The sequence below is a fragment of the Anaerostipes stercorihominis genome (assembly GCF_057535655.1).
In genome coordinates, this window is record NZ_BAAJCL010000001.1 from 137,091 (window position 1) to 159,529 (window position 22,439).

Annotated in this window: 23 protein-coding genes; all 23 read right to left on the minus strand. The window is 41.8% G+C overall.

Going from position 1 to position 22,439, the window contains the following annotated elements; all coding sequences use genetic code 11:
- Positions 1 to 60: 60 nt before the first annotated feature.
- Positions 61 to 1,155 (minus strand): DNA-processing protein DprA, encoded by a 1,095-nt coding sequence (gene dprA / locus AC27EF_RS00670; protein ID WP_487108243.1) that lies wholly within the window; start codon positions 1,153 to 1,155, stop codon positions 61 to 63.
- Positions 1,145 to 2,701, minus strand: a complete 1,557-nt coding sequence (locus AC27EF_RS00675) for a YifB family Mg chelatase-like AAA ATPase (RefSeq protein ID WP_487108244.1) — start codon at positions 2,699 to 2,701, stop codon at positions 1,145 to 1,147. The genes dprA and AC27EF_RS00675 overlap by 11 nt, the downstream gene beginning before the upstream one ends.
- Positions 2,702 to 2,772: 71 nt before the next feature.
- The gene (gene nrdR / locus AC27EF_RS00680) at positions 2,773 to 3,222 is read right to left on the minus strand and encodes a transcriptional regulator NrdR (RefSeq protein ID WP_487108245.1); all 450 of its coding nucleotides are present in this window, start codon (positions 3,220 to 3,222) and stop codon (positions 2,773 to 2,775) included.
- 71 nt (positions 3,223 to 3,293) lie between these two features.
- A complete protein-coding gene (locus AC27EF_RS00685) occupies positions 3,294 to 3,542 on the minus strand; it encodes a YlmC/YmxH family sporulation protein (protein WP_487108246.1) in 249 nt (82 codons plus the stop codon).
- 99 nt (positions 3,543 to 3,641) lie between these two features.
- Positions 3,642 to 4,451, minus strand: a complete 810-nt coding sequence (locus AC27EF_RS00690) for an RnfABCDGE type electron transport complex subunit B (RefSeq protein ID WP_487108247.1) — start codon at positions 4,449 to 4,451, stop codon at positions 3,642 to 3,644.
- Between the two features lie 12 nt (positions 4,452 to 4,463).
- Positions 4,464 to 5,039, minus strand: a complete 576-nt coding sequence (gene rsxA / locus AC27EF_RS00695) for an electron transport complex subunit RsxA (RefSeq protein ID WP_487108248.1) — start codon at positions 5,037 to 5,039, stop codon at positions 4,464 to 4,466.
- Positions 5,040 to 5,041: 2 nt separating this feature from the next.
- Positions 5,042 to 5,767 (minus strand): electron transport complex subunit RsxE, encoded by a 726-nt coding sequence (gene rsxE / locus AC27EF_RS00700; protein ID WP_487108249.1) that lies wholly within the window; start codon positions 5,765 to 5,767, stop codon positions 5,042 to 5,044.
- Between the two features lie 2 nt (positions 5,768 to 5,769).
- Positions 5,770 to 6,381 (minus strand): RnfABCDGE type electron transport complex subunit G, encoded by a 612-nt coding sequence (locus tag AC27EF_RS00705; RefSeq protein ID WP_487108250.1) that lies wholly within the window; start codon positions 6,379 to 6,381, stop codon positions 5,770 to 5,772.
- Positions 6,374 to 7,324, minus strand: a complete 951-nt coding sequence (locus AC27EF_RS00710; protein ID WP_487108251.1) for an RnfABCDGE type electron transport complex subunit D — start codon at positions 7,322 to 7,324, stop codon at positions 6,374 to 6,376. Before AC27EF_RS00710 ends, AC27EF_RS00705 begins: the two co-directional genes overlap by 8 nt.
- A gap of 15 nt (positions 7,325 to 7,339) precedes the next feature.
- On the minus strand, positions 7,340 to 8,656 hold the full coding sequence (gene rsxC, locus AC27EF_RS00715) for an electron transport complex subunit RsxC (protein ID WP_487108252.1): 1,317 nt from the start codon (positions 8,654 to 8,656) through the stop codon (positions 7,340 to 7,342).
- A gap of 165 nt (positions 8,657 to 8,821) precedes the next feature.
- Positions 8,822 to 10,063 carry a glutamate-5-semialdehyde dehydrogenase gene (locus AC27EF_RS00720; protein WP_487108253.1) on the minus strand — a complete coding sequence of 414 codons (1,242 nt, stop codon included), beginning with the start codon at positions 10,061 to 10,063 and terminating at the stop codon, positions 8,822 to 8,824.
- Positions 10,064 to 10,075: 12 nt separating this feature from the next.
- Complete coding sequence (locus AC27EF_RS00725) at positions 10,076 to 10,285, minus strand: DUF896 domain-containing protein (protein WP_487108254.1); 210 nt, start codon at positions 10,283 to 10,285, stop codon at positions 10,076 to 10,078.
- A 3-nt stretch (positions 10,286 to 10,288) separates the two neighbouring features.
- Positions 10,289 to 11,149, minus strand: coding sequence for a glutamate 5-kinase (gene proB / locus AC27EF_RS00730; protein ID WP_487108255.1), 861 nt, complete (start codon positions 11,147 to 11,149; stop codon positions 10,289 to 10,291).
- A gap of 16 nt (positions 11,150 to 11,165) precedes the next feature.
- The gene (locus AC27EF_RS00735; protein ID WP_487108256.1) at positions 11,166 to 12,752 is read right to left on the minus strand and encodes an NAD(P)/FAD-dependent oxidoreductase; all 1,587 of its coding nucleotides are present in this window, start codon (positions 12,750 to 12,752) and stop codon (positions 11,166 to 11,168) included.
- A gap of 129 nt (positions 12,753 to 12,881) precedes the next feature.
- The gene (locus AC27EF_RS00740; protein ID WP_487108257.1) at positions 12,882 to 14,090 is read right to left on the minus strand and encodes a BaiN/RdsA family NAD(P)/FAD-dependent oxidoreductase; all 1,209 of its coding nucleotides are present in this window, start codon (positions 14,088 to 14,090) and stop codon (positions 12,882 to 12,884) included.
- A gap of 42 nt (positions 14,091 to 14,132) precedes the next feature.
- Positions 14,133 to 14,501, minus strand: coding sequence for a hypothetical protein (locus AC27EF_RS00745; RefSeq protein WP_487108258.1), 369 nt, complete (start codon positions 14,499 to 14,501; stop codon positions 14,133 to 14,135).
- Between the two features lie 109 nt (positions 14,502 to 14,610).
- Positions 14,611 to 16,257 (minus strand): putative polysaccharide biosynthesis protein, encoded by a 1,647-nt coding sequence (locus tag AC27EF_RS00750; protein WP_487108259.1) that lies wholly within the window; start codon positions 16,255 to 16,257, stop codon positions 14,611 to 14,613.
- Positions 16,254 to 16,766, minus strand: coding sequence for an rRNA maturation RNase YbeY (gene ybeY, locus AC27EF_RS00755; protein WP_487108260.1), 513 nt, complete (start codon positions 16,764 to 16,766; stop codon positions 16,254 to 16,256). The genes AC27EF_RS00750 and ybeY overlap by 4 nt, the downstream gene beginning before the upstream one ends.
- A gap of 8 nt (positions 16,767 to 16,774) precedes the next feature.
- Positions 16,775 to 17,773, minus strand: coding sequence for a PhoH family protein (locus AC27EF_RS00760; protein WP_487108261.1), 999 nt, complete (start codon positions 17,771 to 17,773; stop codon positions 16,775 to 16,777).
- A gap of 77 nt (positions 17,774 to 17,850) precedes the next feature.
- A complete protein-coding gene (locus tag AC27EF_RS00765) occupies positions 17,851 to 19,089 on the minus strand; it encodes a sporulation protein YqfD (RefSeq protein ID WP_487108262.1) in 1,239 nt (412 codons plus the stop codon).
- 12 nt (positions 19,090 to 19,101) lie between these two features.
- A complete protein-coding gene (locus AC27EF_RS00770) occupies positions 19,102 to 19,368 on the minus strand; it encodes a YabP/YqfC family sporulation protein (protein WP_487108263.1) in 267 nt (88 codons plus the stop codon).
- 90 nt (positions 19,369 to 19,458) lie between these two features.
- Entirely contained in the window at positions 19,459 to 19,635 is a 177-nt protein-coding gene (rpsU, locus tag AC27EF_RS00775; RefSeq protein ID WP_015530429.1) for a 30S ribosomal protein S21, read from the minus strand.
- 102 nt (positions 19,636 to 19,737) lie between these two features.
- Positions 19,738 to 22,377 carry an alanine--tRNA ligase gene (gene alaS / locus AC27EF_RS00780; protein ID WP_487108264.1) on the minus strand — a complete coding sequence of 880 codons (2,640 nt, stop codon included), beginning with the start codon at positions 22,375 to 22,377 and terminating at the stop codon, positions 19,738 to 19,740.
- Positions 22,378 to 22,439: the final 62 nt, after the last annotated feature.

Below are 22,439 nucleotides of genomic sequence, written 5' to 3' on the forward strand. Positions count from 1 at the left end.
ACAAAAGAAACTTTCTCCGTTCCATAAAATTTTCTTGTTCACCACCTCTAAATTTTACTGTCAGGTGGGAATCTTTTCACATTTGATATACAGATTCTGATGAATCTGTCGGATGTAACCGTTTGCTTCTAAAAAAAATAATGACTGAATCACTTCTTTATAAGCACATCCCGATAAATGAAGAATCTCATCCAGGTGCTTGGGATTTAAACTTAAGATATCATACACCTTTTTCTCTGGGTACGCAAGAGATTTCCTCTCTCCCGTCTTAAAATTCTCTGATTTCTTTCTGAATTTCGGAAATTCTGACAGAATATCTTCCATTGTTTCTGTAAGTTTTGCACCCTCTTTTATCAGACCGTGGCACCCTGCATGATTCTGATCTGTAATCGGACCCGGAACTGCAAATACTTCCTTATTTTGCTCCAATGCACAGTCTGCAGTAATCAAAGACCCGCTTCTTTTCTTCGCCTCCACCACAAGGACTCCGTCACTTAACCCGCTGATGATGCGGTTTCGCTGTGGAAAATTGCGGGAATAGGGAGGGATCCCCGGAGGATATTCGGAAAATATCGTTTGATTTTCATACATTTTATAAAACAATTTAAAATTATCTCTTGGATAAATCTGATCAATTCCACACCCGAGAACACCAACAGCACTTTCCTTCATATCCGCGATTTCCCGGTGTGCTGATCCATCAATCCCCTTTGCCAGACCACTAACAATCTGCACTCCGTTTTTTGCCAACTCTCTCGCGAATATTCGGGAAATTTCCATTCCATAAACTGTAGAATTTCTTGATCCTACAATTGCAATCGCCAGCGCTTTCTCTCTATAGGGCCGCCCCTTTTGAAAGATTCCAAACGGAAAATCATAAAGTTTTTTAAGTCGTCTGGGATAACCAGCTTCTTTATAAGTATAAAAATGAATTTGTTGTTTTTGAAGATCTTCATAGGATTTTTGAATACGGTCTTCATCTTTCCATTGAGAAAATCTTTTCAATTCCTGTTTTGTAAACTTTTCTTCGATTCCACTGGGGTTAAGATGAAACAGTTCTTTCGGATGCCCCAACAGATGCATCCATCGCTTTTGTTTTTTCAAAGGCAGGCACAATTTCGCACAAAACCAATACCAATAAAGCTTATCCTCCATATTCCAACACCTCTTTTATAAAATCAGCATTTCGGAAGGTCATAGCCTCCATTAAATAAATTGGAAGAATCTTTGTTTGATGTTCCATAACTGCAATTGTCATTGCAACTCTTCTAATTTTATCGGCTCCTCGTCTTGTAATTTTCCCCATATCATATGCCGCATTCAGAAAATTGATGCCTTCCTCTTCCATTGGACAATATACATCCATATGCTGCGGCAAAACTTCGCCAAAATACTGATATCCGCTGCCTGCCAAAAGCTTCTGCTCCATTGCTATGGATTCTTCCATCCGACTTTTCATCTGTTTTGAAGTCTCTGCCGCAGTCTCTCGCTCCTTATAAATCTCAGACAAAATCTTTGTATCATCCCTTTGCTCTTTCACTCCGAGAATCAAATCAAAACGGTCCACAAGGGGGCCTGATAATTTTTTTAAATATCGTTTCTTTTCATAATAACTGCATCGGCACTTTCCATCCTCCAGCGCATAGCCACAAGGACATGGATTCATGGCTGCAATCAGCAAAAAATCCGCCGGAAAAATTATTTGCGATCCCGCTCGATGAAGCTCCAATTGCTTTTCCTCCAGCGGAATCCGAAGCCCTTCCAAACATTCCGTCCGAAAATCTATAAGCTCGTCCATAAACATAATTCCATGATGTGCCAGGGTAATTTCTCCGGCTCCGGGAATCTTTCCGCCACCAAGCAGTGCTGCCCTCGTAATCGTAGAATGCGGTGTGCGAAAGGGCGGTCTTGGGTCCATAAGGTGTCTGGAAATACCGGAAGCATCATAAATACTTTGAACTTCCAGCCGGTGTTCTGCTGACAACTCCGGAAGAATCGTGGGGATTCGTTTTACCGCCATGCTTTTCCCTGATCCGGGCGCCCCTGCGATCAATAGATGATGACGTCCTGTTATCGCAATTTCAATGGAGCGTTTCAGATGCTCCATTCCTTTCAGATCAGCAAAATCTTCCTCTCTTTGGTCCCATTGAAATTTCTGTGGAAAGATCTTTGATTTTTTGCGAAATGTGCCGCCAAAATAGTTCAGAACATCTTCCAGGTGATCCATAAAAACAATTTCCACTCCTTTCATAGCTTCTAAGGACTTGCGATCCTCCTCCGCCACAAAAAAACGATGGATTCCCTGTTTTCTTGCTGACAAAATAATCGGCAGACAATTTCCTACCCCTCGAATTCTCCCGTCCAATCCCAATTCTCCGAGAATACATATTTCCTGAAGCTGATCTGACGGAATCATCCCAAGACACCCTAAAAAAGCCGCAGCAATGGCAAAGTCAAAGGCAGTTCCGCTTTTCCGAATTTTTGCCGGGGATAAATTGACTGTAATCTTCATAGACGGCAAAGGATGTCCAATGGAACGCAGGGCAGATGCAACCCGTTCCTTTGCTTCCATAGATTCTTTTGACAAATAGCCCACCATAGAGAAATATGGCAGGCCATTTCTGATTTGAACTTCTACATGAATTAGCTGACCGGTAACGCCGAAGACGATACCGCTGATTACCTCTTGATACACGATCATTCACTCCTTCCGCGACGAAAGGTTTCCCAAAATGATAGTATTATCTTATCATAATTGTAATTTTTTTACAATTATTTCAACAATTTTTTTAATTCATTCATAAAAGTATTTACATCTTTAAATTCTCGATAGATTGCGGCAAAACGTACATAGGCAACTTCATCTAATTCCTTTAATTTATCCATCACAATCTCACCGATCAAAGATGTCTCTACCTCCCGTTTGCCCAGATTAAAAATCTTTGTCTCAATCTCGTCCACCGATTTTTCAATTTGATCCATTGAGATCGGCAATTTATGACAGGATTGTACAATTCCATGCCGAATTTTGTTGCGGTTATATAATTGTCTCGTTTTATCTTTCTTGATCACACTTAACGGCTCTGTCTCAATTTTCTCATAAGTTGTAAACCGTTTGCTGCAGTCATCACACTGCCTCCGCCGGCGAATGGCATTATTGTCTTCAGCCGGTCTCGAGTCAACAACTCTGGAATTCTCACTTCCACAGTATGGACATTTCATTTTCTTCTGTTACCTCCGTTTTTTTCTGCTTGCAGTATAACATTTTTTAGAATCAATGAAAAGACTTTCTTCTATTTCAGACATTCTTTTTCATTGATATCCACCAAAACGGCATCTCTCCCAATTCGCACCACACATTTATAAGGAATCTTATAAATCTGATTTTTCCCGAAACAATTGAGCATCTTCGTTGCTCTCGGAACCAAAAGATAACAAATTAATCCCGTTTTCACCTCGAAGTCAAGATCAATGACAAAACCTAATTTTTCTCCGGTGTTGCAGTTTATAACATCCTTCTGTCTCAATTCAAGAAATTTCATAAAAATATCCTTTTTTCTGTTATATTCTATTTCCCTGAAAATTATGCGAAAAGGCAGGAGCAAACATTTGCTTTGCTCCTGCCTTTGCGTTTCGACAACTTATGAATTTTCTTTTTTCCCTGTAATAATTCCTTTTGGACATTTGTTCGCGCATAATCCGCAACCCACACATTTATCATAATCAATCTGAGCAATGTTATTTTCCACGGTAATGGCTCCAAGCTTACAAGCCTTCTCACAGGCACGACATCCAATACATCCGGCTTTGCAGACAGACATTACGGCTTTTCCAAAATCTTTGGAATTACACTGAACCTTACATTTTTTATCATATGGCACTAATTCAATCAATCCCTTTGGACAAATATCTACACATTTTCCGCAGGCTACACATGCCTCCTGATCAACGCAGGCAATGCCGTTTATAATCTCAATAGCGTCTTCCGGACAAACATTGGCACAACTCCCAAATCCCATACAGCCGTACTCACAGCCCTTTGGTCCCGCACCCGGCACATTCACCGCTTCAACACAGCTGAGAGCTCCGTCGTACTGATATTTATCCGCTGCTTTCTCACAGGTTCCCGCACATTTTACAAACGCAACCTGTTTCACAAAATCTCCTGCTTCTACACCCATAATAGCGCTGATTTTCTCCGCCACCGGCGCACCTCCCACCGGACATGCATTTACCGGTGCATCGCCTGCCGCAATTGCCGCTGCAAGTCCGTCACAGCCTGCAAATCCGCAGCCTCCGCAGTTATTTCCCGGAAGTTCGGCTCTGACAGCGACTTCTTTTTCATCAACCGGAACCTTAAACTTCTCAGATGCAATTCCAAGCAAAACTGCAATGACCAATCCGGTTCCTCCAACGATCACGGCCGCAAGAATAATTGCTGTTATATCCATTCTTACTACCTCCTATATAATTCCTGAGAATCCAAAAAAGGCAATTGCCATCAGCCCCGCAGTAACAAGAGTGATCGGCATTCCCTGAAAGGATTCCGGAATATTATTGTGTTCATTTCTCTCACGAATTCCTGCCAGAATCACAATGGCAATGGTAAATCCGACTGAAATACCAATTCCGTTTACAATACTGGCTGCAAATCCATAATCATTCTGAACGTTTGTCAAAGCAACTCCAAGTACCGCACAGTTTGTTGTAATCAGCGGAAGATATACTCCCAAAGCTTCATAAAGTGACGGCATAGATTTTTTTAACACCAGCTCTACAAACTGTACCAGTGCAGCAATAACCAGAATGAAAACAATGGTCTGCAAATATTCCAGATTCGTTGGTATTAAAATAAAGGAATAAATTAAATTCGTTACAGCAGATGCAATGGTAATAACGAAAATAACCGCTACTCCCATCCCCGCGGCAGTGTCTACTTTTTTTGAGACTCCAAGGAATGGACATAATCCCAGGAACTGGCTCAATACAACGTTATTTACCAGGGCTGAACCGATAGCAATTAACAATAAATCTTTCATTTCTATCTTCCCCCTTCTTTTTCTTGTTTCATATCTGCATCAAGATTGAAAAATCTGGTACCGCAGGCATGGTTTCCACAGGATGCACAATCTCCGCATCCGGCAGACGGATGTACCGGCAGACCCTTTTTTCTCTTTTTATTTCTAATTTTATTCTGTGCGGCAATCAGGCATGCCAGAACAAAGAAAGCGCCCGGTGCCAGAATAAAGATCGTAATCGGTTCATAAGAAGACGGCATAATCTGCTGACCGAAAATCTGTCCTGCTCCCAAAAGTTCGCGAAAAGCGCCGATTAGGGTCAGTGCAATGGTAAATCCAAGTCCCATTCCCAGCCCGTCAAAGAACGAGGTCACCGGACCATTCTTTGCTGCAAAGGCTTCTGCACGACCAAGAATGATACAGTTTACTACGATCAGCGGGATATAAAGCCCTAACGCAGAATATACCGAAGGCACGTAGCCCTCCAATAAAAACTGTACAATCGTTACCAGAGAAGCAATCACAACAATATATCCCGGGATTCTGGCTCTATCAGGGATTACTTTTCGAAGTGCTGAAATTACCATATTGGAAAACATCAAAACGACGGTCGTTGACAATCCCATCCCCACTCCGTTGACGGCAGAGGTTGTAACAGCCAATGTCGGACACATACCAAGAGTCAAAACGAAGGTAGGATTTTCTTTCACAATACCGTTCATCAAACGTTCGATCGGATTTATCTTCATTTTTATTTCCCTCCCTTCAGGCTTTTTGCATATACAACGCAACTGTTGACGCCGCTTGTTACCGCACGGCTTGTGATTGTTGCACCACTGATCGCATCGATTTTTGTATCATCATCTTTGCCGGAGCCATCTTTTACAACCTCAAATTTATCAGCCTTTTTATTTTTAAAATTATTTTTAAATTCATCTTCCGATGCTTTCATACCAAGACCGGCAGTTTCACTGATTGTCAAAGTCTCGTATCCATTGACGGTTCCGTCATCTCTGACGCCCACAGACAGCGAAATATCTCCGCCGTATCCCTCCGGATTCGTCACAGAGAAAACATACCCCAGCTGTTTCCCGTCTGCATCCACTGCTTTTGCAGCTTCGGTAATTGTATTCTGTCCAAGATCGTTTGCCTTCAAAACCTTCGCTACATCTTTTTGATTTAGCTTTACCGTCTCAAACTTTGCCGCATCTTGAAAAACTGCTTTATAAGCTTCCTGCTTTGTCTTTTCCTGCTGTGCTGCAATCGGCTCCTTTGTCACATTATATACCAGTCCCAGAAGAAATCCGGCAATTACTGTGATCAAGCACAATTTAATACAATCTGAAATAATACTCTTATTCATTGCCTTTTCCCCCTTTTTTCTTCACAATTCCAAACGGAGTCGGCGCTGTGACTCTTTCAATCAAAGGTACCAGTAAGTTCGCAATAATAATGGAATAAGAAACTCCCTCTGCCATCGGTCCAAACAGACGGAACAATCCGGTCAGAATTCCAAGAATTACCGCGTAAATAATTTTTCCATTTCTGGTAATCGGAGAAGTTACATAATCCGTCGCCATAAAAATAGCACCCAGCATTAATCCGCCGCTGAAGATCTGCGCAGCCATGTAAGAAAGATCAAATCCCTGATTTCCGAAAATCAGTACAAAAATAGCAACCACAGCAACATAAATGCATGGAATTAACGGTGAAATTACTTTCTTAATTACCAGATAAACGCCTCCAAGAATCAATAGTAAAGCAGAAGTTTCTCCAATTGTTCCCGGAATAAATCCTAAGAAAGACTTCATAACATCTACAGCTTTTCCCTGTTCCATCACAGCAAGGGGAGTCGCAGTGGTAACACCGTCATAAGTAAAAGTTGTCATTCTTGCTGCAAAAGAAATCATTAAAAAACATCTTGCTGCCAATGCAGGGTTCATGAAGTTTTGTCCCAGTCCGCCAAATAACTGTTTTACAACAATAATTGCAAACAATCCTCCGATAACCGGAAGCCAGAACGGAACTTCTGAAGGCAAGTTAAGCGCCAGAAGCAGTCCTGTCAGCACCGCACTCAAATCATGAATTGTAATCGGCTGTTTCATTAATTTCTGATAGATATACTCTGCTGCAACACAAGTCACAATCGAAACCGCAATTGTTACTGCCGCAGGCGCACCAAAGATATAGATACCAAAAATCGTAGCAGGTAATAATGCGATTATGACATCCAGCATAATCTTCTGTGTTGAGCCTTTATCTCTCACATGAGGATTGGCTGACACATGATATAATGATTCGCTCATATGTATCTCTCTCCTTTATTTCTTTCTACGGTTTGCTAATACCTGTTTCCGACCTGTCTTCATAGACTGCGCAAGATTCCGCTTTGCCGGACAAATATAAGAACAGCATCCGCATTCTACACACTCAGCTCCATAAAGCTGTTCAAACTCATCAAACTGGTTATGATCTGCCAATACAGATAATTTCGCAGGCATTAATTTTTGAGGACAGACACTGACGCATCTTCCGCAGCGAATACAATTACTTGGTTCGTTTGCGGAAACTTCATCTTTTGTCAGCGCTAAAAATGATGAAAATGTTTTAACTGCCGGAACATCTGTAGTAAACATTGCCATTCCCATCATCGGTCCGCCTGAAATAATTTTTTCCGGCTGCTCTTTGAATCCGCCGGCTGCCTCAATCAATTCATTTACGTTGGTACCGGTACGCACCATGAAATTGCTCGGATTCTTAATCGCATCTCCCGTCACCGTCACAAGACGCTGAAATAACGGTTTCCCATCCTTTACAGCCTCTTTAACTGCCACAATGGTCGCTACGTTATCTACAATACATCCTGCATCTGCCGGAAGCATACTGGAATTAATACTTCTTCCGGTAGTGGCATAGATCAAAGAACGCTCTGCTCCCTGTGGATACTTTGTTTTCAGAGATGCCACACTAATTCGCTCCTCATTTTTTACCAGGCTTTCCACCTTTGCAATCGCATCCTTCTTATTATCTTCAACACCGATAATTCCTTTTGCTTTCGGGAACAAGTCAAGCACGATTTTCAATCCCTCGATCAATAATTCCGGTGTTTCCATCATAATACGGTAATCACCGGTAATATAAGGCTCACACTCGGCTCCGTTTACAATAATATAATCAATCGCATCCGGATCTTTTGGTGTTAATTTTACATGAGTTGGGAATCCGGCGCCTCCCAATCCGACAATGCCGGCTTCCTTAATCGCCGCCAAAACATCATCCTTTGTCATGGATTCATAAGGCGCAGACTGAAACTCAGCCTCTTTGAATTCTCCATCATTTTCAATGATAATTGAGTTGACTTTTGCTCCCGCAGGAGTCAGTCTTGGCTCAATCGCTTTTACAGTTCCTGATACAGAGCTGAAAATATTTGCAGATACAAACCCTCCAGCTTCTGCAACCTTCTGACCTGCAAGGACATGATCCCCTTTGCTCACTACTGGTTTTGCAGGGGCGCCAATGTGCTGGCCCAAAGGTAAAACAACATCTCCTTTTGGCAGATATTCGGAAATCGGTGAATCTTTTGCATATTCTTTACCATCATCCGGATGAACTCCGCCACTGAATGTAAACAATGCCATTTTAAGCCTTCCTTTCTCTTTTACATTTTTTCCCATCGCGTAAAAAAAGAGTTTCCACGCAAAATGAAAACTCCTCTGAACACATTCCTAATATAACATAATCCGCTTTTTTTTTCAATGTTTTTTTAAATTTTTGTAAAAAACATTTCGCATCCCATCTATTTCCTATTTGCGGATCTGTCCGTTTCCGTAAATGATGAATTTTGTTGTTGTCAATGCATCCAATCCCATCGGACCTCTCGCATGGATCTTTTGTGTGCTGATTCCAATTTCCGCACCAAATCCAAACTCAAATCCATCCGTAAATCTGGTGGAGGCATTGACGTAAACTGCCGCAGCATCAATCCGATCTAAAAATTCCTGTGCATTCTGATAAGAATTGGTAACAATCGCCTCTGAATGCCCGGTGTTATACCGATTGATGTGAGCAACCGCTTCATCAAAACTGTTCACTGTCTTCACAGAAATTACAGCATCCAGATATTCCGTTCCCCAATCCTCTTCTGTGGCAGGAATAACGTTTTCATTCAATGCGCAAACCTCCTGGTCTGCGCGAACCTGAACTCCCTTCTCCAAAAGAGCTTCTATAATTGCAGGACCGTGACTTTTTACAATCCCCTGGTGCAGAACAACGGATTCACAAGTATTGCATGTTCCGAGCCGCTGTGTTTTCGCATTTACAATAATCTGGACTGCCATATCCTTCTCTGCAAACTCATCCACATAAACATGACAGTTTCCTGTTCCAGTTTCAATGACCGGAACCGTACTGTTTTTCACGACACTCTGAATTAACCCGGCTCCTCCTCTCGGTATCAGCACATCCAAATACTCATTCATCTGCATCATCTTTGTAGCAGTCTCCCGGCTGGTATCTGTCAATAATTGGATACTGTATTTTGGCATATGAAGAGACTCCAGTGCGCTTTGGATCACATTTGTGATTGCCATATTAGAATAAATTGCATCGCTTCCACCTCGAAGAAGACAAGCATTTCCCGTTTTAAAGCAAAGAGCAAAGGCATCTGCCGTAACATTTGGACGGGATTCGTAAATAATTCCCACAACGCCCAGCGGAACCACTTTCTTTCCAATCAGCAGTCCATTGGGCGTCTTATTCATGTGCTGCACTGCTCCAATCGGGTCATTTAATTCTGCCACCTGTCGAAGACCTTCTGCCATCCCTTCAATTCGATCCGTGTTTAAGGACAGCCGGTCAATCAAAGCCTCCGTCATCCCCTGATCCTTGGCATTCTCCACATCCTTGGCATTTTCTGTTAATATGTATTCCTGATTTTGAATCAAACATTTTGCCGCTTCCCGCAAAACCGCATTTTTTTCCTCAATCTGAGCATGGCCGAGAATTACGGACGCTTCTTTTGCCTGCTTTCCCATTTGTTCTAACATAAAAACCTCCTTTTAATTCAGTCCTTTTGGTTTCAATGGTGTAATGGAACCATCTTCATTTTGAATGCTGATATGATTCAGCTGTCCTCTCAAATTTGCTCTCACTGCCTGAATATATTCCTGACGCAGTTTTTTTTGTTCTTTTTCCTGCTCCTTCGTCAATCCTACAGACTTCTGCAAATGATACAGCTCATTAATTCTTTTTATTTTCTTCTCGTTCATTGCTTAACCTTTCTTAAAATATGGGCGCTCCGTTAAATATTGCTTAAAATCAAAATCAGGACGTTTGTGGGCTAAAAACAAAGTACCGATTTCTTCTCCGCTCATTACTCTGTTTACATTTTCCAGGTGCTCACTATTGACAATCACCATATCCGCCCCTGCATCTGTTACAATGTTGGCTGCGGCAATTTTCGTAGCCATTCCTCCGGTACCTACCTTTGTTACAGCACCTTTTCCCATCTCCTCAATCTTTTCATTGATTTCCTCAACCTCTGAAATTAATTTGGCGCCTGGATTTTTGTGAGGATCATCGGTATACAATCCGTCGATATCGGTCAATAAGATCAAGAGATCTCCGCCGACCACCGCCGTCACCACTGCCGATAATGTATCGTTATCACCAAATTCAATCTCCTCTGTGGATACTGTATCATTTTCATTTACGATTGGAATGACCCCCAACTCCAAAAGCTGATCAAATGTATTCTTTGCATTAAAGCGTCGTTCATCATTTAACATTGTTTCTTTTGTGATCAAAATTTGAGCCGATCCCTGATTATATTCCGCAAACAGCTTTTGATAAATCATCATAAGCTGCCCTTGTCCGACCGCAGAACATGCCTGCTTCAATGGCAGCGACTGGGGTCTTCCTGAAAGTCCCAGAGATTTAAATCCCACACCAATGGCTCCGGAGGATACTAAAATCACTTCTTTTCCGCTATTATGAAGATCCGTCAGTACCCTTACCAGCTTTTCCAGTCGAAATAAGTTAAGATTTCCGGTCGATTTATGAATCAACGATGAAGTTCCAACCTTAATTATGACTCTCTTTTTATCTTTTAGTTTTTCACGATTATGTAGCATTTTATTTTCTTTCTCCTCATAGTTTTTGCTCTGTGACGACAGCCTCTGCCACCTTGATTCCATCCATTGCCGCAGAAGTAATGCCTCCTGCGTACCCGGCGCCCTCTCCACAGGGATAGATCCCGGTGACACTGCTCTGGAAACTCTTATCTCTCTCAATCCGAACCGGAGAAGAAGTCCTTGCCTCGATCCCGCACAAGATCGTATCTTCCCGATTGAATCCCTGAATCTTTCCTTCAAAGAACTCCATTCCTTCGCAAATTGCGTCACATACAGCCGACGGAAGACAATTCCTGAGATTTCCAAAGGATGTTTCTCCTTTTGTATTGGGCTCAATTTTTCCATATTTTTTCGATCTTTGATTTTTCCGGAAATCACAAAGAAGCTGTACCGGAATTTTGCCTCTCCCTTCCTGATAGGCTTTCTCCTCCCAAAACTGCTGAAAATAAATTCCAGCCAGCGGACCGTCCTGGATAAAATCATCCGGTGTCACCCCTACAATAATCGCACTATTGGAATTTTTTTCTGCCCGGTCATAGTTGCTCATTCCATTCACCGTCAGCCTGTCCGGCTCCGAAGAAGCATTGACGACAAACCCGCCAGGACACATGCAGAAAGAATAAACGCTTCTACCTGCTTTTGTATGGTAGGTCAATTTATAGGGTGCGGCAGGAAGATGGTATATTTCCGCTTCCCTGCCATATTGAGACCGATCAATCATCTCTCTGGGATGCTCTACACGCAGTCCGACTGCAAACGCTTTGGCATTCATCATAATTTCCCTGCGATGCAGCATCTCAAAAGTATCTCTTGCACTGTGCCCCGGCGCTAAAATTACAGTCTCACAGGGAATCCTCTCTTTCCCGTTGACCATCACGCCACACACCGCATGATTCCGAATCTCAACATCCGTTACCTTCGTCTCAAATCTCACGACTCCTCCCAGCCTTTGGATTTCTTCTCTCATCCGAAAAACAACATCCCGCAGGAGATCTGTTCCGATATGAGGTTTACTTTCATACAAAATTTCGCTGGGGGCTCCAAACTCTACAAACGTTTCCAAAACAAAGCGGTTCCTTCCAAGCTTATCCTTGACCAGAGTATTTAATTTCCCATCAGAAAACGTTCCCGCGCCTCCCTCTCCAAATTGAACATTGGATTCCGGATTCAGCTCTCCTGTTTTCCAAAAATGTTCTACGTCTTTCGTCCGTTCCAGTACATCCTTTCCCCTCTCTAATACAAGCGGGCAAACACCTGCCCGCGCAAGCATCAGCGCTGCAAACAGACCTGCGGGACCCATACCGACGACAATAGGAGAATGCTGCCATTGCCTTTTGTTTTTTGGAAAATGATACTCTTGTTTCGTAATTTTCTGAATATTACGATTTTTTATCTTTTTTAAGAGCTGTTCCTCCTGTCCCTTCTCAAGCTCCACATCAATGGCATATACATAAGATAAATTTTCCTTCTTTCTTGCATCAATTGATCTTTTTGCTATCTTCCATGTCCGAATCGACGCATTTTTTACATTCTTTTTTATTTTTCTCTCCAACTGCCCTTCCCTGTGATTCACAGGCAGTTTTAACTGATTGATTCTAATCATAAATTTCTATTATCTGCGGGCATCCCGCTCATCCTTCCCAAAACATTTTTGACAAACATCTTATCTTTAACGCTCATTATATCACGCCGGATTTCTTTTTTCTATATATGAATCTTATGATTTCTTTTTCTATATCTGACTTCCGGCAATATATCCGGAGGTAAAAGCCCACTGGAGATTATATCCGCCGCAGGTTCCATCCACATCCAGCAATTCTCCTGTCATATACAAACCCGGAAGAATTTTCGATTCTAAGCTTTCAGGAATGATCTCCTTCGTTGACACTCCGCCGGCAGTTACCTGTGCCATATCATATCCCTTGTATCCGCTAATTTCCACCGGAAATCTCTGTATCAACCCAAGTATTTTGAGAAAATCTTTTTCCTGCAGCTCTTTGATTGATTGTTCCGGCTTTATTTTTAATCGTTTCAATAAACAAAATACCAGCTTTTTGTTTAAAAATCCCTGAAAAAATTCTTCGATTGTCTTATATCTGCACTTTTTTAAAAAGTCTCTTGCCGTTTCCTCCAGCGTCAGCATATCCGGCATGAGATTTAAAAAAATCGTTACTTTTTTCTTTTTACGAATCTCGTCTATCACAAAGCGGCTGATTTGAAACACCGGAATTCCGGAAATCCCATACTTTGTAAACTGGACTTCCCCCCGTTCCGTGACAAGAACTTCTCCATTCACACATACCGTCAGATCACAAACGTTACGGACCCCTGCCGTCTGTTTTAAATCATTTTCTCTGGCTTCCAGAGCTACAAGCGCGGGAAAGATATCTGTAATCTTATGATGAAATCCTTTCGCCAGACGGTAGCCGCTTCCATTGCTTCCGAGTTTTTCCTGGGCACAGCCTCCTGTTGACAAAATCAAATGGTTTCCCTGATACCTCTTCCCATTTCCGTAAACATAAAAACAATCCTTTCTTTTTTGCGCGCTCTCGACTTCAAAACCTGTTATAACATCAACTGGCAGACTTCGTATTTTTTGACTCAACACATCCACTACCGTCGATGCCTGAAACGATGCCGGATAATAATATCCATTTTGCTGGGTTACCAACATCCCGAGAGCTTCAAAAAATTGAATCAGTTCCGAAAGTCCGAATTTTTCAATCAGCCGATACGGAAAATGGGGAAGTGTCCCTCGATACGACGTTTCATCCAAAACTTCATTGGATAAATTGCATCTCCCGTTTCCGGTTGCAAGAATTTTTTTCCCTAATTTATCCATCCGTTCCAGCAAAAGAATCTTTTTTCCATTTTCCGCTGCCGTGATTGCTGCCATCATTCCGGAAGCTCCGCCGCCAACCACTATCGCATCATATCTCATTTTTATCCTCCCAATATCCAGCTGCACGACATCTTCCAAATGCTAGCTACTATAAGACTCTAGAAAATGATATACCTCCTCCTGATCTTTAAATATAGTTTTGTCCTGCAGCATTTTTAAAATGTCTTCCGGCAGGTCTTCCTTTTTCATATCGGTATATTCAAATACTTCTTTTGTCTGATTATTAATCACCACAAGCGTTCCGTCTTTGATTTTCAGTCCATAGGTGATCTTCTTCTCCGTTGTCGCTTTTACAGCCTTTGTCGTTGTTTCTGTTACCGTCGATTGCACTTGATGAATCTGCTCATTTTTTCCTGCATCTTTCCTGTAGAAAGCCGCATAATACATATACCCGCACAAAACTGTAATAATCACAATATAAATTAATAAAAATCTATTTACTTTATTCATACAAAAACCACTCCTTTGGCTTCATTATTTCCAAAGAAATGTATTTTATACAAAAAAGAAATTTCCTTTGCCGTCCTTCAGATCATTCAAATCACATTTGAGAACTGCTTTATAATAACCTTAATTTTTTCGCAAGTCTGATAATCATTGTTCCTTTTGGAATATTGCGAAGTTCTTCTTCTGTAAACATTTTCAGTCCGATCACACCTGCAAAATAGATCAATGCCCCAAGAGGAATGGCAATAACTAAACATACTACAAAACTCATTCTTCCAAAAGGAAGAACCTTAAATGTGACAAACTGAATCAATCCAACCACAGCTCCCATCAGCAAAGCACTGGCAGCCGGCTTTAGAAAGGTTTGGGAAAATTCCTGACGATATCCGCTGTACTTGCGAATGGACATTGCATTCAAAAAACTCATAGCAATCGAAAATCCAGTAGTTGCCAAAACCAATGTATAGGCATTCAGATTCGTATGTTTCAGCGATGCATATAAAATTGCCACATTCACGCAAACAGAAACTGCAGCATGATAAATCGGTACTTTCATCTTATCCATTCCCTGTAAAATACCATTGGAGACGGTGGACATACAAGTAAACACTACAGAGACAGCCCCTGCACGTAAAAGCCCGGCTCCCAGACCAACGCCGTTTTCAACTCCGAAAATCAGTCCGTTGATCGGTACATTCAGCACACCCAAACCAACGGCACAGGGTATTGCAATCATCATTGTAAATTTAATGACCATCTGGATATTTTCATTCATCTTTTTCTTTTGACCAAGGGCATATGCGCCGGAAATATTGGGAATCACAGCATTGGTCAATGCCGATGCCATCGCCAGCGGAATATTAATCAGTACGTTGTACTGTCCGGAAAAAACACCGTACAATTCCGAAACCTGAAAAGACTTCATCCCCTTATCAACCAAAATCGAGCTGAACAAAGTCATGTCAATGGTTGGACAACAATTATAAATCGCCGTACTTAAAATCACCGGCGTAATTGTCAGCAAAAGAATCTTCAAAATACTGTGATAAGATTCTAAATATTTCGTCTTATCGTGGCGCATCTGAATTTTTATTTTCGGATGATATAGTTTGTAAATAATCAAACAGAAGATCAGACCAGTAATCACTCCGACTTCCGTTCCGATAGCACTTCCCGCCGCGCCATGACTTGCTATAGCATAAGTAATTTTTTCCGATGGAAGAAATGGAAGAATCAAAACATATGCCATCAAAATACTGAAAATTGCGTTTAAGATTTGCTCTATAATCTGAGAAATCGAGGTGGGAACCATTGTGTTATGCCCCTGAAAATATCCTCGAAGCACGCCTAACACCGCAGAGAAAAAAATAGTCGGAGAAATACACCGCAGCGCAAGAACTGCTCCTTTTTGTTCTCCGACAAAAACCGGCGCACCAAACCATGCAACCAGCGATGCAATTCCTCCCACAACCGCAGCATAGATCAAAGCCCCGTAAAAAATTCTTTGGGCATTGATATATTCTTTCTTGGCAAGTCTGGCTGAAATCGATTTTGATACCGCAAGAGGAATACTGAAAGAAGATATGAGCAAAATAATATTGTAGATATTATATGCAACACTATAATATCCCACACCCGCTTTTCCGATAATCCCAAAAAGGGGACTTCGGTACAAAAGTCCAATGATTCTGCACAAAATGGATGCTCCTGCCAGAATCATCCCCTGCAATAAAAATGAGTTTTTCCTGCTTTTGCTCATACCAAACCTCTTTCATCTCTTGTATATCTGGTCCTTATCAGAATTTCTTCCTGTTTTTGCTCCATCTCCTTCCGTTCATCTTCTTTCATATGGTCGTATCCAAAAAGATGCAGCATACTATGGGCAATCAAAAAAGCATACTCTCTTTCTGCACTGTGTCCATAGTTCTTCGCCTGCTCCCATACTTTGTCCATGGAGATCATAATATCCCCGAGAAGAAACTCTCCGCTCTCCGGATCAAATGCCATCGGATCTTTTTCAATTTCCGAAAAATCTGCCGGGTGAGGATACTCTGCCATTGGAAATGACAGCACATCGGTGGGACGATCGATCTGTCTTGTTTCCTGATTGACTCGATGAATGGTCTCATTGTCTACCAAAAGAAGATTGACCCGGCACTCATAGGGACACTGCACATAATCAATCGCAGTCTCTATGACTTCCTTTGCAATCCTCTCATAAGAGATTCCAATCTCTCCTTCGTATTCCTTTTCAATCATTATATTCATAGCATTCCTTATCTTTTGTTTTTTCTCGCACTCTTATTCTTTCTTACAGCTTTTGTCTCCTCGTATTTATCATACGCCGCAACAATTTTTTGTACCAACGGGTGTCTGACCACATCCTTATTTGTAAGTTCGCAAATTCCGATCTCTTTGACTTTCCCAAGAACCTTCAGGGCTTCTTCTAATCCGGAAATGCTCTCAAACGGCAAATCCTTCTGCGTTAAATCTCCGGTAATAATTGCTTTTGATCCGAATCCAATCCGCGTCAAAAACATCTTCATCTGTGCCGGCGTTGTATTTTGTGCCTCATCCAAAATAATATAAGCATTATCGAGCGTCCGACCGCGCATATAGGCAAGAGGCGCCACCTCAATGAGTCCCTTTTCCATATTCTTCATAAATGCATCTGCCCCGAGAATTTCATACAGTGCATCATACAGTGGTCTCAAATACGGATCAACTTTGCTCTGCAGATCTCCCGGAAGAAACCCCAGCTTCTCTCCTGCCTCAATGGCAGGACGCGTCAGAATAATACGATTTACTTCATCACTTTTAAAAGCAGTAATTGCCATAGCCATGGCAAGATATGTCTTTCCTGTTCCGGCAGGCCCGACTCCGAACGTTATCATTTTATCATGGATTTCCTCCACATATTGTTTCTGCCCCAAAGTTTTGGGTTTGACTGCTTTCCCCTGGACGGTATGACAAATAACATCTTTATCAAGCTCCAGCAGATTTGCAGGCTGATCTTCCATTGACAAGGAGAGTGCATAATTTACATTTTGTTCCGTAATCACATTCCCTCTCTTGGATAATTCTAACAATTCCTCGATTACAGAAACTGCATGGTTCACTGCTGCTTGATTCCCTATGCATTTTAACTGGTCTCCCCGCAGAATCAAACTGACATGCAGTGTTTTCTCAATCTTTTTCATATAGGCATCAAATTGGCCAAATACATTTCCACCATGCTCTGCCGGGAAATTCATCTCAATTTCAACTGGATTCATCTTTGAAGCTCCTTTATCTGTATTCTTTTGTATTTTAACATCTGCAAGAAAGTTTTTCAACTCAACACCTCTTTCTTTTATTGCGGAAGCGCCGTTGTCGGAGCAATCTGGGTTTCCTGCTTTTTGGTCAGCGAACGAATGTTGCGAATTTTCCCAACTTTTTCTTCCTGAATAACGTTTCCCTCAGCAATATATTCATTTCCTTGTTTCCGATACTCAATTTCATGATGTACGACCCGAACCCCATCCCTCTTTTTCTTTTTTAAATATTGTTGAAATTTTTCACGAAGCATTTTCTTTGCCTGCTTCATTGTCTGTATTTTTTTCTCCGCCTGATAGGATTGATAGGTTCTCACATAAACTCCAGCCGGAAGATAGAAAGAACTTCCCAGCTTTAATGGATATTTTTTTTCAACAATATCTACGTGACCTTTTGGTTCTTTTCCCGGCAGTTTGAGTTTTAAAGTTCCTGCATAGAAGCTTTTAATTCTTGTCTTCTTTTTGACGGTCTTTTTCTCATAGTATTCCACAGGAATCGCCTCTTTATAAGTTTCCTTGGTCCTCATGGTAATCTCGCCGTCTGCCTTGATCTTATCCGTTTCTGTCACCTGAAAGTCATCACTATAGTAATAAATCAAACCGGAAATCAGAGTGGTCCCTTTTTTCACACTATCTCCAACTGCCACAAGCGGCGTTCCGCTTTTCACAGATAATCCTGTAATAATTCCTGATTTATTTGCTACAATATCACACGGTTTTTTCGGATTTTGTTTTGTTTTTCGATCCAAAGTCTCCTTTAGCTCAATATGAAGTCTTGTTCCCTGTATGGAACAGGAAACCCATGCGATTTCATCATAATCTTCTCTCAGGTGCTCTTCCAGTCGATTACAGTCAATCTTTTGCTTGAGTGTTCCGGGCTTGTAAAAATTTGTTGTGACATATTTTAAAATTTCACTTTCTGAATAAACCTCGCTTCCGGAAATGGTTATTTCCCACATAAACTGACTGAATGCAAACATCATCATCGCCGCAAGAATTACAGAAAAAAAGAATGCCTTTCTTCTGCGATATTCCGATAAAAAAAAGGGAAGTCCCGATCTTTTGATTGCATGAAGCTCCAAATTCGTTTTCTCAGACAACGCCATCAGCATATCCCGTGATTTTCTCCGGACAAAAAAACAATACCCTCCATCACAGGGTTTTAAGTCCCACAGCACAAGATTATTTTTTGCACACAAATTCAGAAAACGTTCCACATTTTGGCCATGAATCTCAAAATACAATCTTCCCAATAGAAAATGCAGTAATCTTATCACCTTTTGCTCCCCCTATATGTATTCCAGCCGCTCTATCCTGCCAAGAACCTTCATAGCTTCCTGTGAATAATAGTCAATGGCAAGATGACTGCCGCAGATATTTAGCACTACATGATTTCCTTGAATCGAAATTTTCTGATCATCATAAGAAAGAATTCCCCGATAATTTTCAATCAAGACTTCTTGATTCCCTGTCAATGTAATGATAAAATCACCGAATACCACATCTCTTGGAAGCGAAAGACCTTTTGCAATGGCTTCTTTCGGTTTTTTCCTCATGAAATCCCTCCAAAGGCGGCATTTGGTTTAATATATGCAGAAAAAAAGCACCATATACCTGTTTCCAGATAGATGATGCTTTATCTTCAATTATTTTGATTTTCTCTTACGAGCAGCTTCAGACTTTTTCTTTCGTCTTACACTTGGCTTCTCGTAATGTTCTCTTTTACGAATCTCCTGCTGAATTCCTGCTTTCGCACAATTTCTTTTAAATCTGCGAAGAGCGCTATCTAAAGATTCATTTTCTTTAACGATTACGTTAGACATTCTATTCCCGACCTCCCCTCCAGTCTTGTACTTGTGCATCGGACTGTTTGGGTTTTATTTTTTTGCACTAGACTATTATACCATATTTTTGAATTTCGTCAACTAGGAAATTTGACTTTCTAAGACTTCTTTCGCCTTTTTCACAGCTTTTGCAATCCCGGAAGGATCTTTTCCTCCTGCCTGCGCCATATTCGGACGTCCGCCTCCGCCTCCGCCGACACACCCGGCAATGGCTTTGATCAGATTTCCGGCATGAGCCCCTGCTTTCATTGCACCTTCGGTTACCATGGCAACTAAAAATACTTTTCCTGCTTTCGATGAAGCTAACACGACAACTCCTTCTTCCAGTTTTTCTTTCAGGTTATCGCCCAGCTCGCGGAGACCATTCATATCGACATCTTCCACAGCAGCAGCAAGAAGTTTTATGCCCTGAACTTCTATCACCTGATCCATAACATCCCCTAAAGCATCCTTGGCAAGCTTGCTCTTTAATGATTCATTTTCACTTTTCAACTCTTTCACTTCCTGCAACAGTGATCCAATTCTCTTAAGCATTCCTGCCGGAGTGGTCTTAAGTGCTTCTGCCGCTTCATTGAGCTGTCCCTCCAGCCGATCATAGTAATCAAATACTCCCTGATCGGTAATTGCCTCAATTCGACGAACTCCTGAGGCCACACCTGTCTCTGATAAAATCTTAAATGCCGTAATTGTTCCTGTATTTTTCACATGCGTTCCTCCACACAGCTCCACAGAAAAATCTCCCATGGATACCACGCGGACTTCATCTCCGTATTTCTCGCCAAATAATGCCATAGCTCCCGTCTGCTTCGCCTCATCCATGGACATAACTTTTGTTTCTACCGGAAGATTTGCCGCAATCTTAGAATTTACAATCTCTTCTACTTTTCGGATCTCTTCGGCTGTCATCGGAGAAAAATGAGTAAAATCAAAGCGCAGATGTTTCGCATTATTCAAAGAACCAGCCTGCTCTACATGTGTTCCAAGAACTTCCCGGAGCGCTTTTTGAAGCAAATGTGTTGCGCTGTGATTTTTCTGTGCCTGACTGCGGTTCTTTTCATTGACATGAAATACTGCCCGGTCTCCTAAGGCAAAGACCCCATCCACCACGCATCCTACATGTCCGATTTTCCCACCGGAAAGTTTCACCACATCCTCGACTTCAAACGATGCACTGTCGCTTAAAATAACACCTTTGTCTGCTTCCTGTCCTCCGCTGGTAGCATAAAAAGTCGTCTGGTCCGCAATCAAAGTGCCTTTCTGACCTTTTATCAACTGATTCACAACCTCTGTCTCCGTTGTCATCGCCGTGATCGTTCCCTCGCAGGTCAATTCATCATATCCCAAAAATTCCGAAGTCATTGCCGGATCCAGCTGCTCATAGACGGTGGCATCTGCTCCCATATAATTTGTTTCAGCTCTGGCTCCTCTGGCAGTTTCTCTCTGGATCTGCATTTCCTTCTCAAATCCTGCCTGATCCACGGTAAATCCCTTTTCCTCCAGGATTTCAATCGTCAGATCCAGCGGAAAACCATACGTATCGTAAAGTTTAAAGGCATCTGTTCCATCCAGTTCCTTCTTTCCAGCTTCTTTCATTTCTTTTTCCATATCTGCAAGAATGGAAAGCCCCTGATCAATCGTCTTGTTAAACTGTTTTTCTTCCTGCGTCAGATTTCTAAAAATAAATTCTGCCTTATCTTCCAGTTCCGGATATCCGTCTCTGGATTCTGCAATCACAGTCTTACTTAATTCTGCCAAAAACAGTCCTTTCATTCCAAGCATTCTTCCGTGTCTTGCCGCACGCCGGATCAAGCGGCGCAGCACATAGCCTCTTCCTTCATTGGACGGCATAATTCCATCGGAAATCATAAAAGAAGCAGAACGAATGTGATCAGTGATCACACGAACTGAAACATCCTGATCGTAGTTTTTGCCGTAAATCACTCCCGCTTTTTCGCAAACCTTATCCCGAATCGCTTTGATGGAGTCAACGTCAAAAATAGAATCCACATCTTGTACAACCACTGCCAGACGTTCCAGACCCATTCCCGTATCAATATTTTTATTTTCTAATTCCGTGTAGTGATTGTGTCCGTCATTATCGAACTGAGTAAATACATTATTCCATACTTCCATATAACGGTCGCATTCACATCCCACCGTACATCCCGGCTCTTTGCAGCCATATTTTTCTCCGCGGTCATAATAAATTTCAGAACACGGACCGCAGGGACCTGCTCCGTGTTCCCAGAAATTATCTTCCTTTCCAAAACGGAAAATACGCTCCGGAGCGATTCCTATTTCTTTTTCCCAGATTTCAAAAGCTTCATCGTCTTCTAAATAGACAGAAGGATAAAGCCTCTCCGGATCTAATCCCACAAATTCTGTCAAAAATTCCCAAGACCAGGCAATGGCTTCATGCTTAAAATAATCCCCAAAAGAGAAGTTTCCAAGCATTTCAAAAAAGGTTCCATGTCTCGCTGTTTTTCCGACATTTTCAATATCTCCGGTCCGAATACATTTCTGACAGGTGGCAACTCTTGTCCTCGGCGGCACTTCCTGTCCTGTAAAATATGGTTTTAATGGCGCCATCCCCGCATTAATTAATAACAAACTGTTATCATTTTGGGGCACCAGGGAAAAACTTTTCATTACCAGATGACCTTTGCTCTCAAAGAAATCAAGATACATCTTTCTGAGTTCATTCACTCCATATGCTTTCAATTCTTCATCCTCCTAAATGTAACTAATGATTGATCGGAATATGGCGGTCACGCACTGCGCGC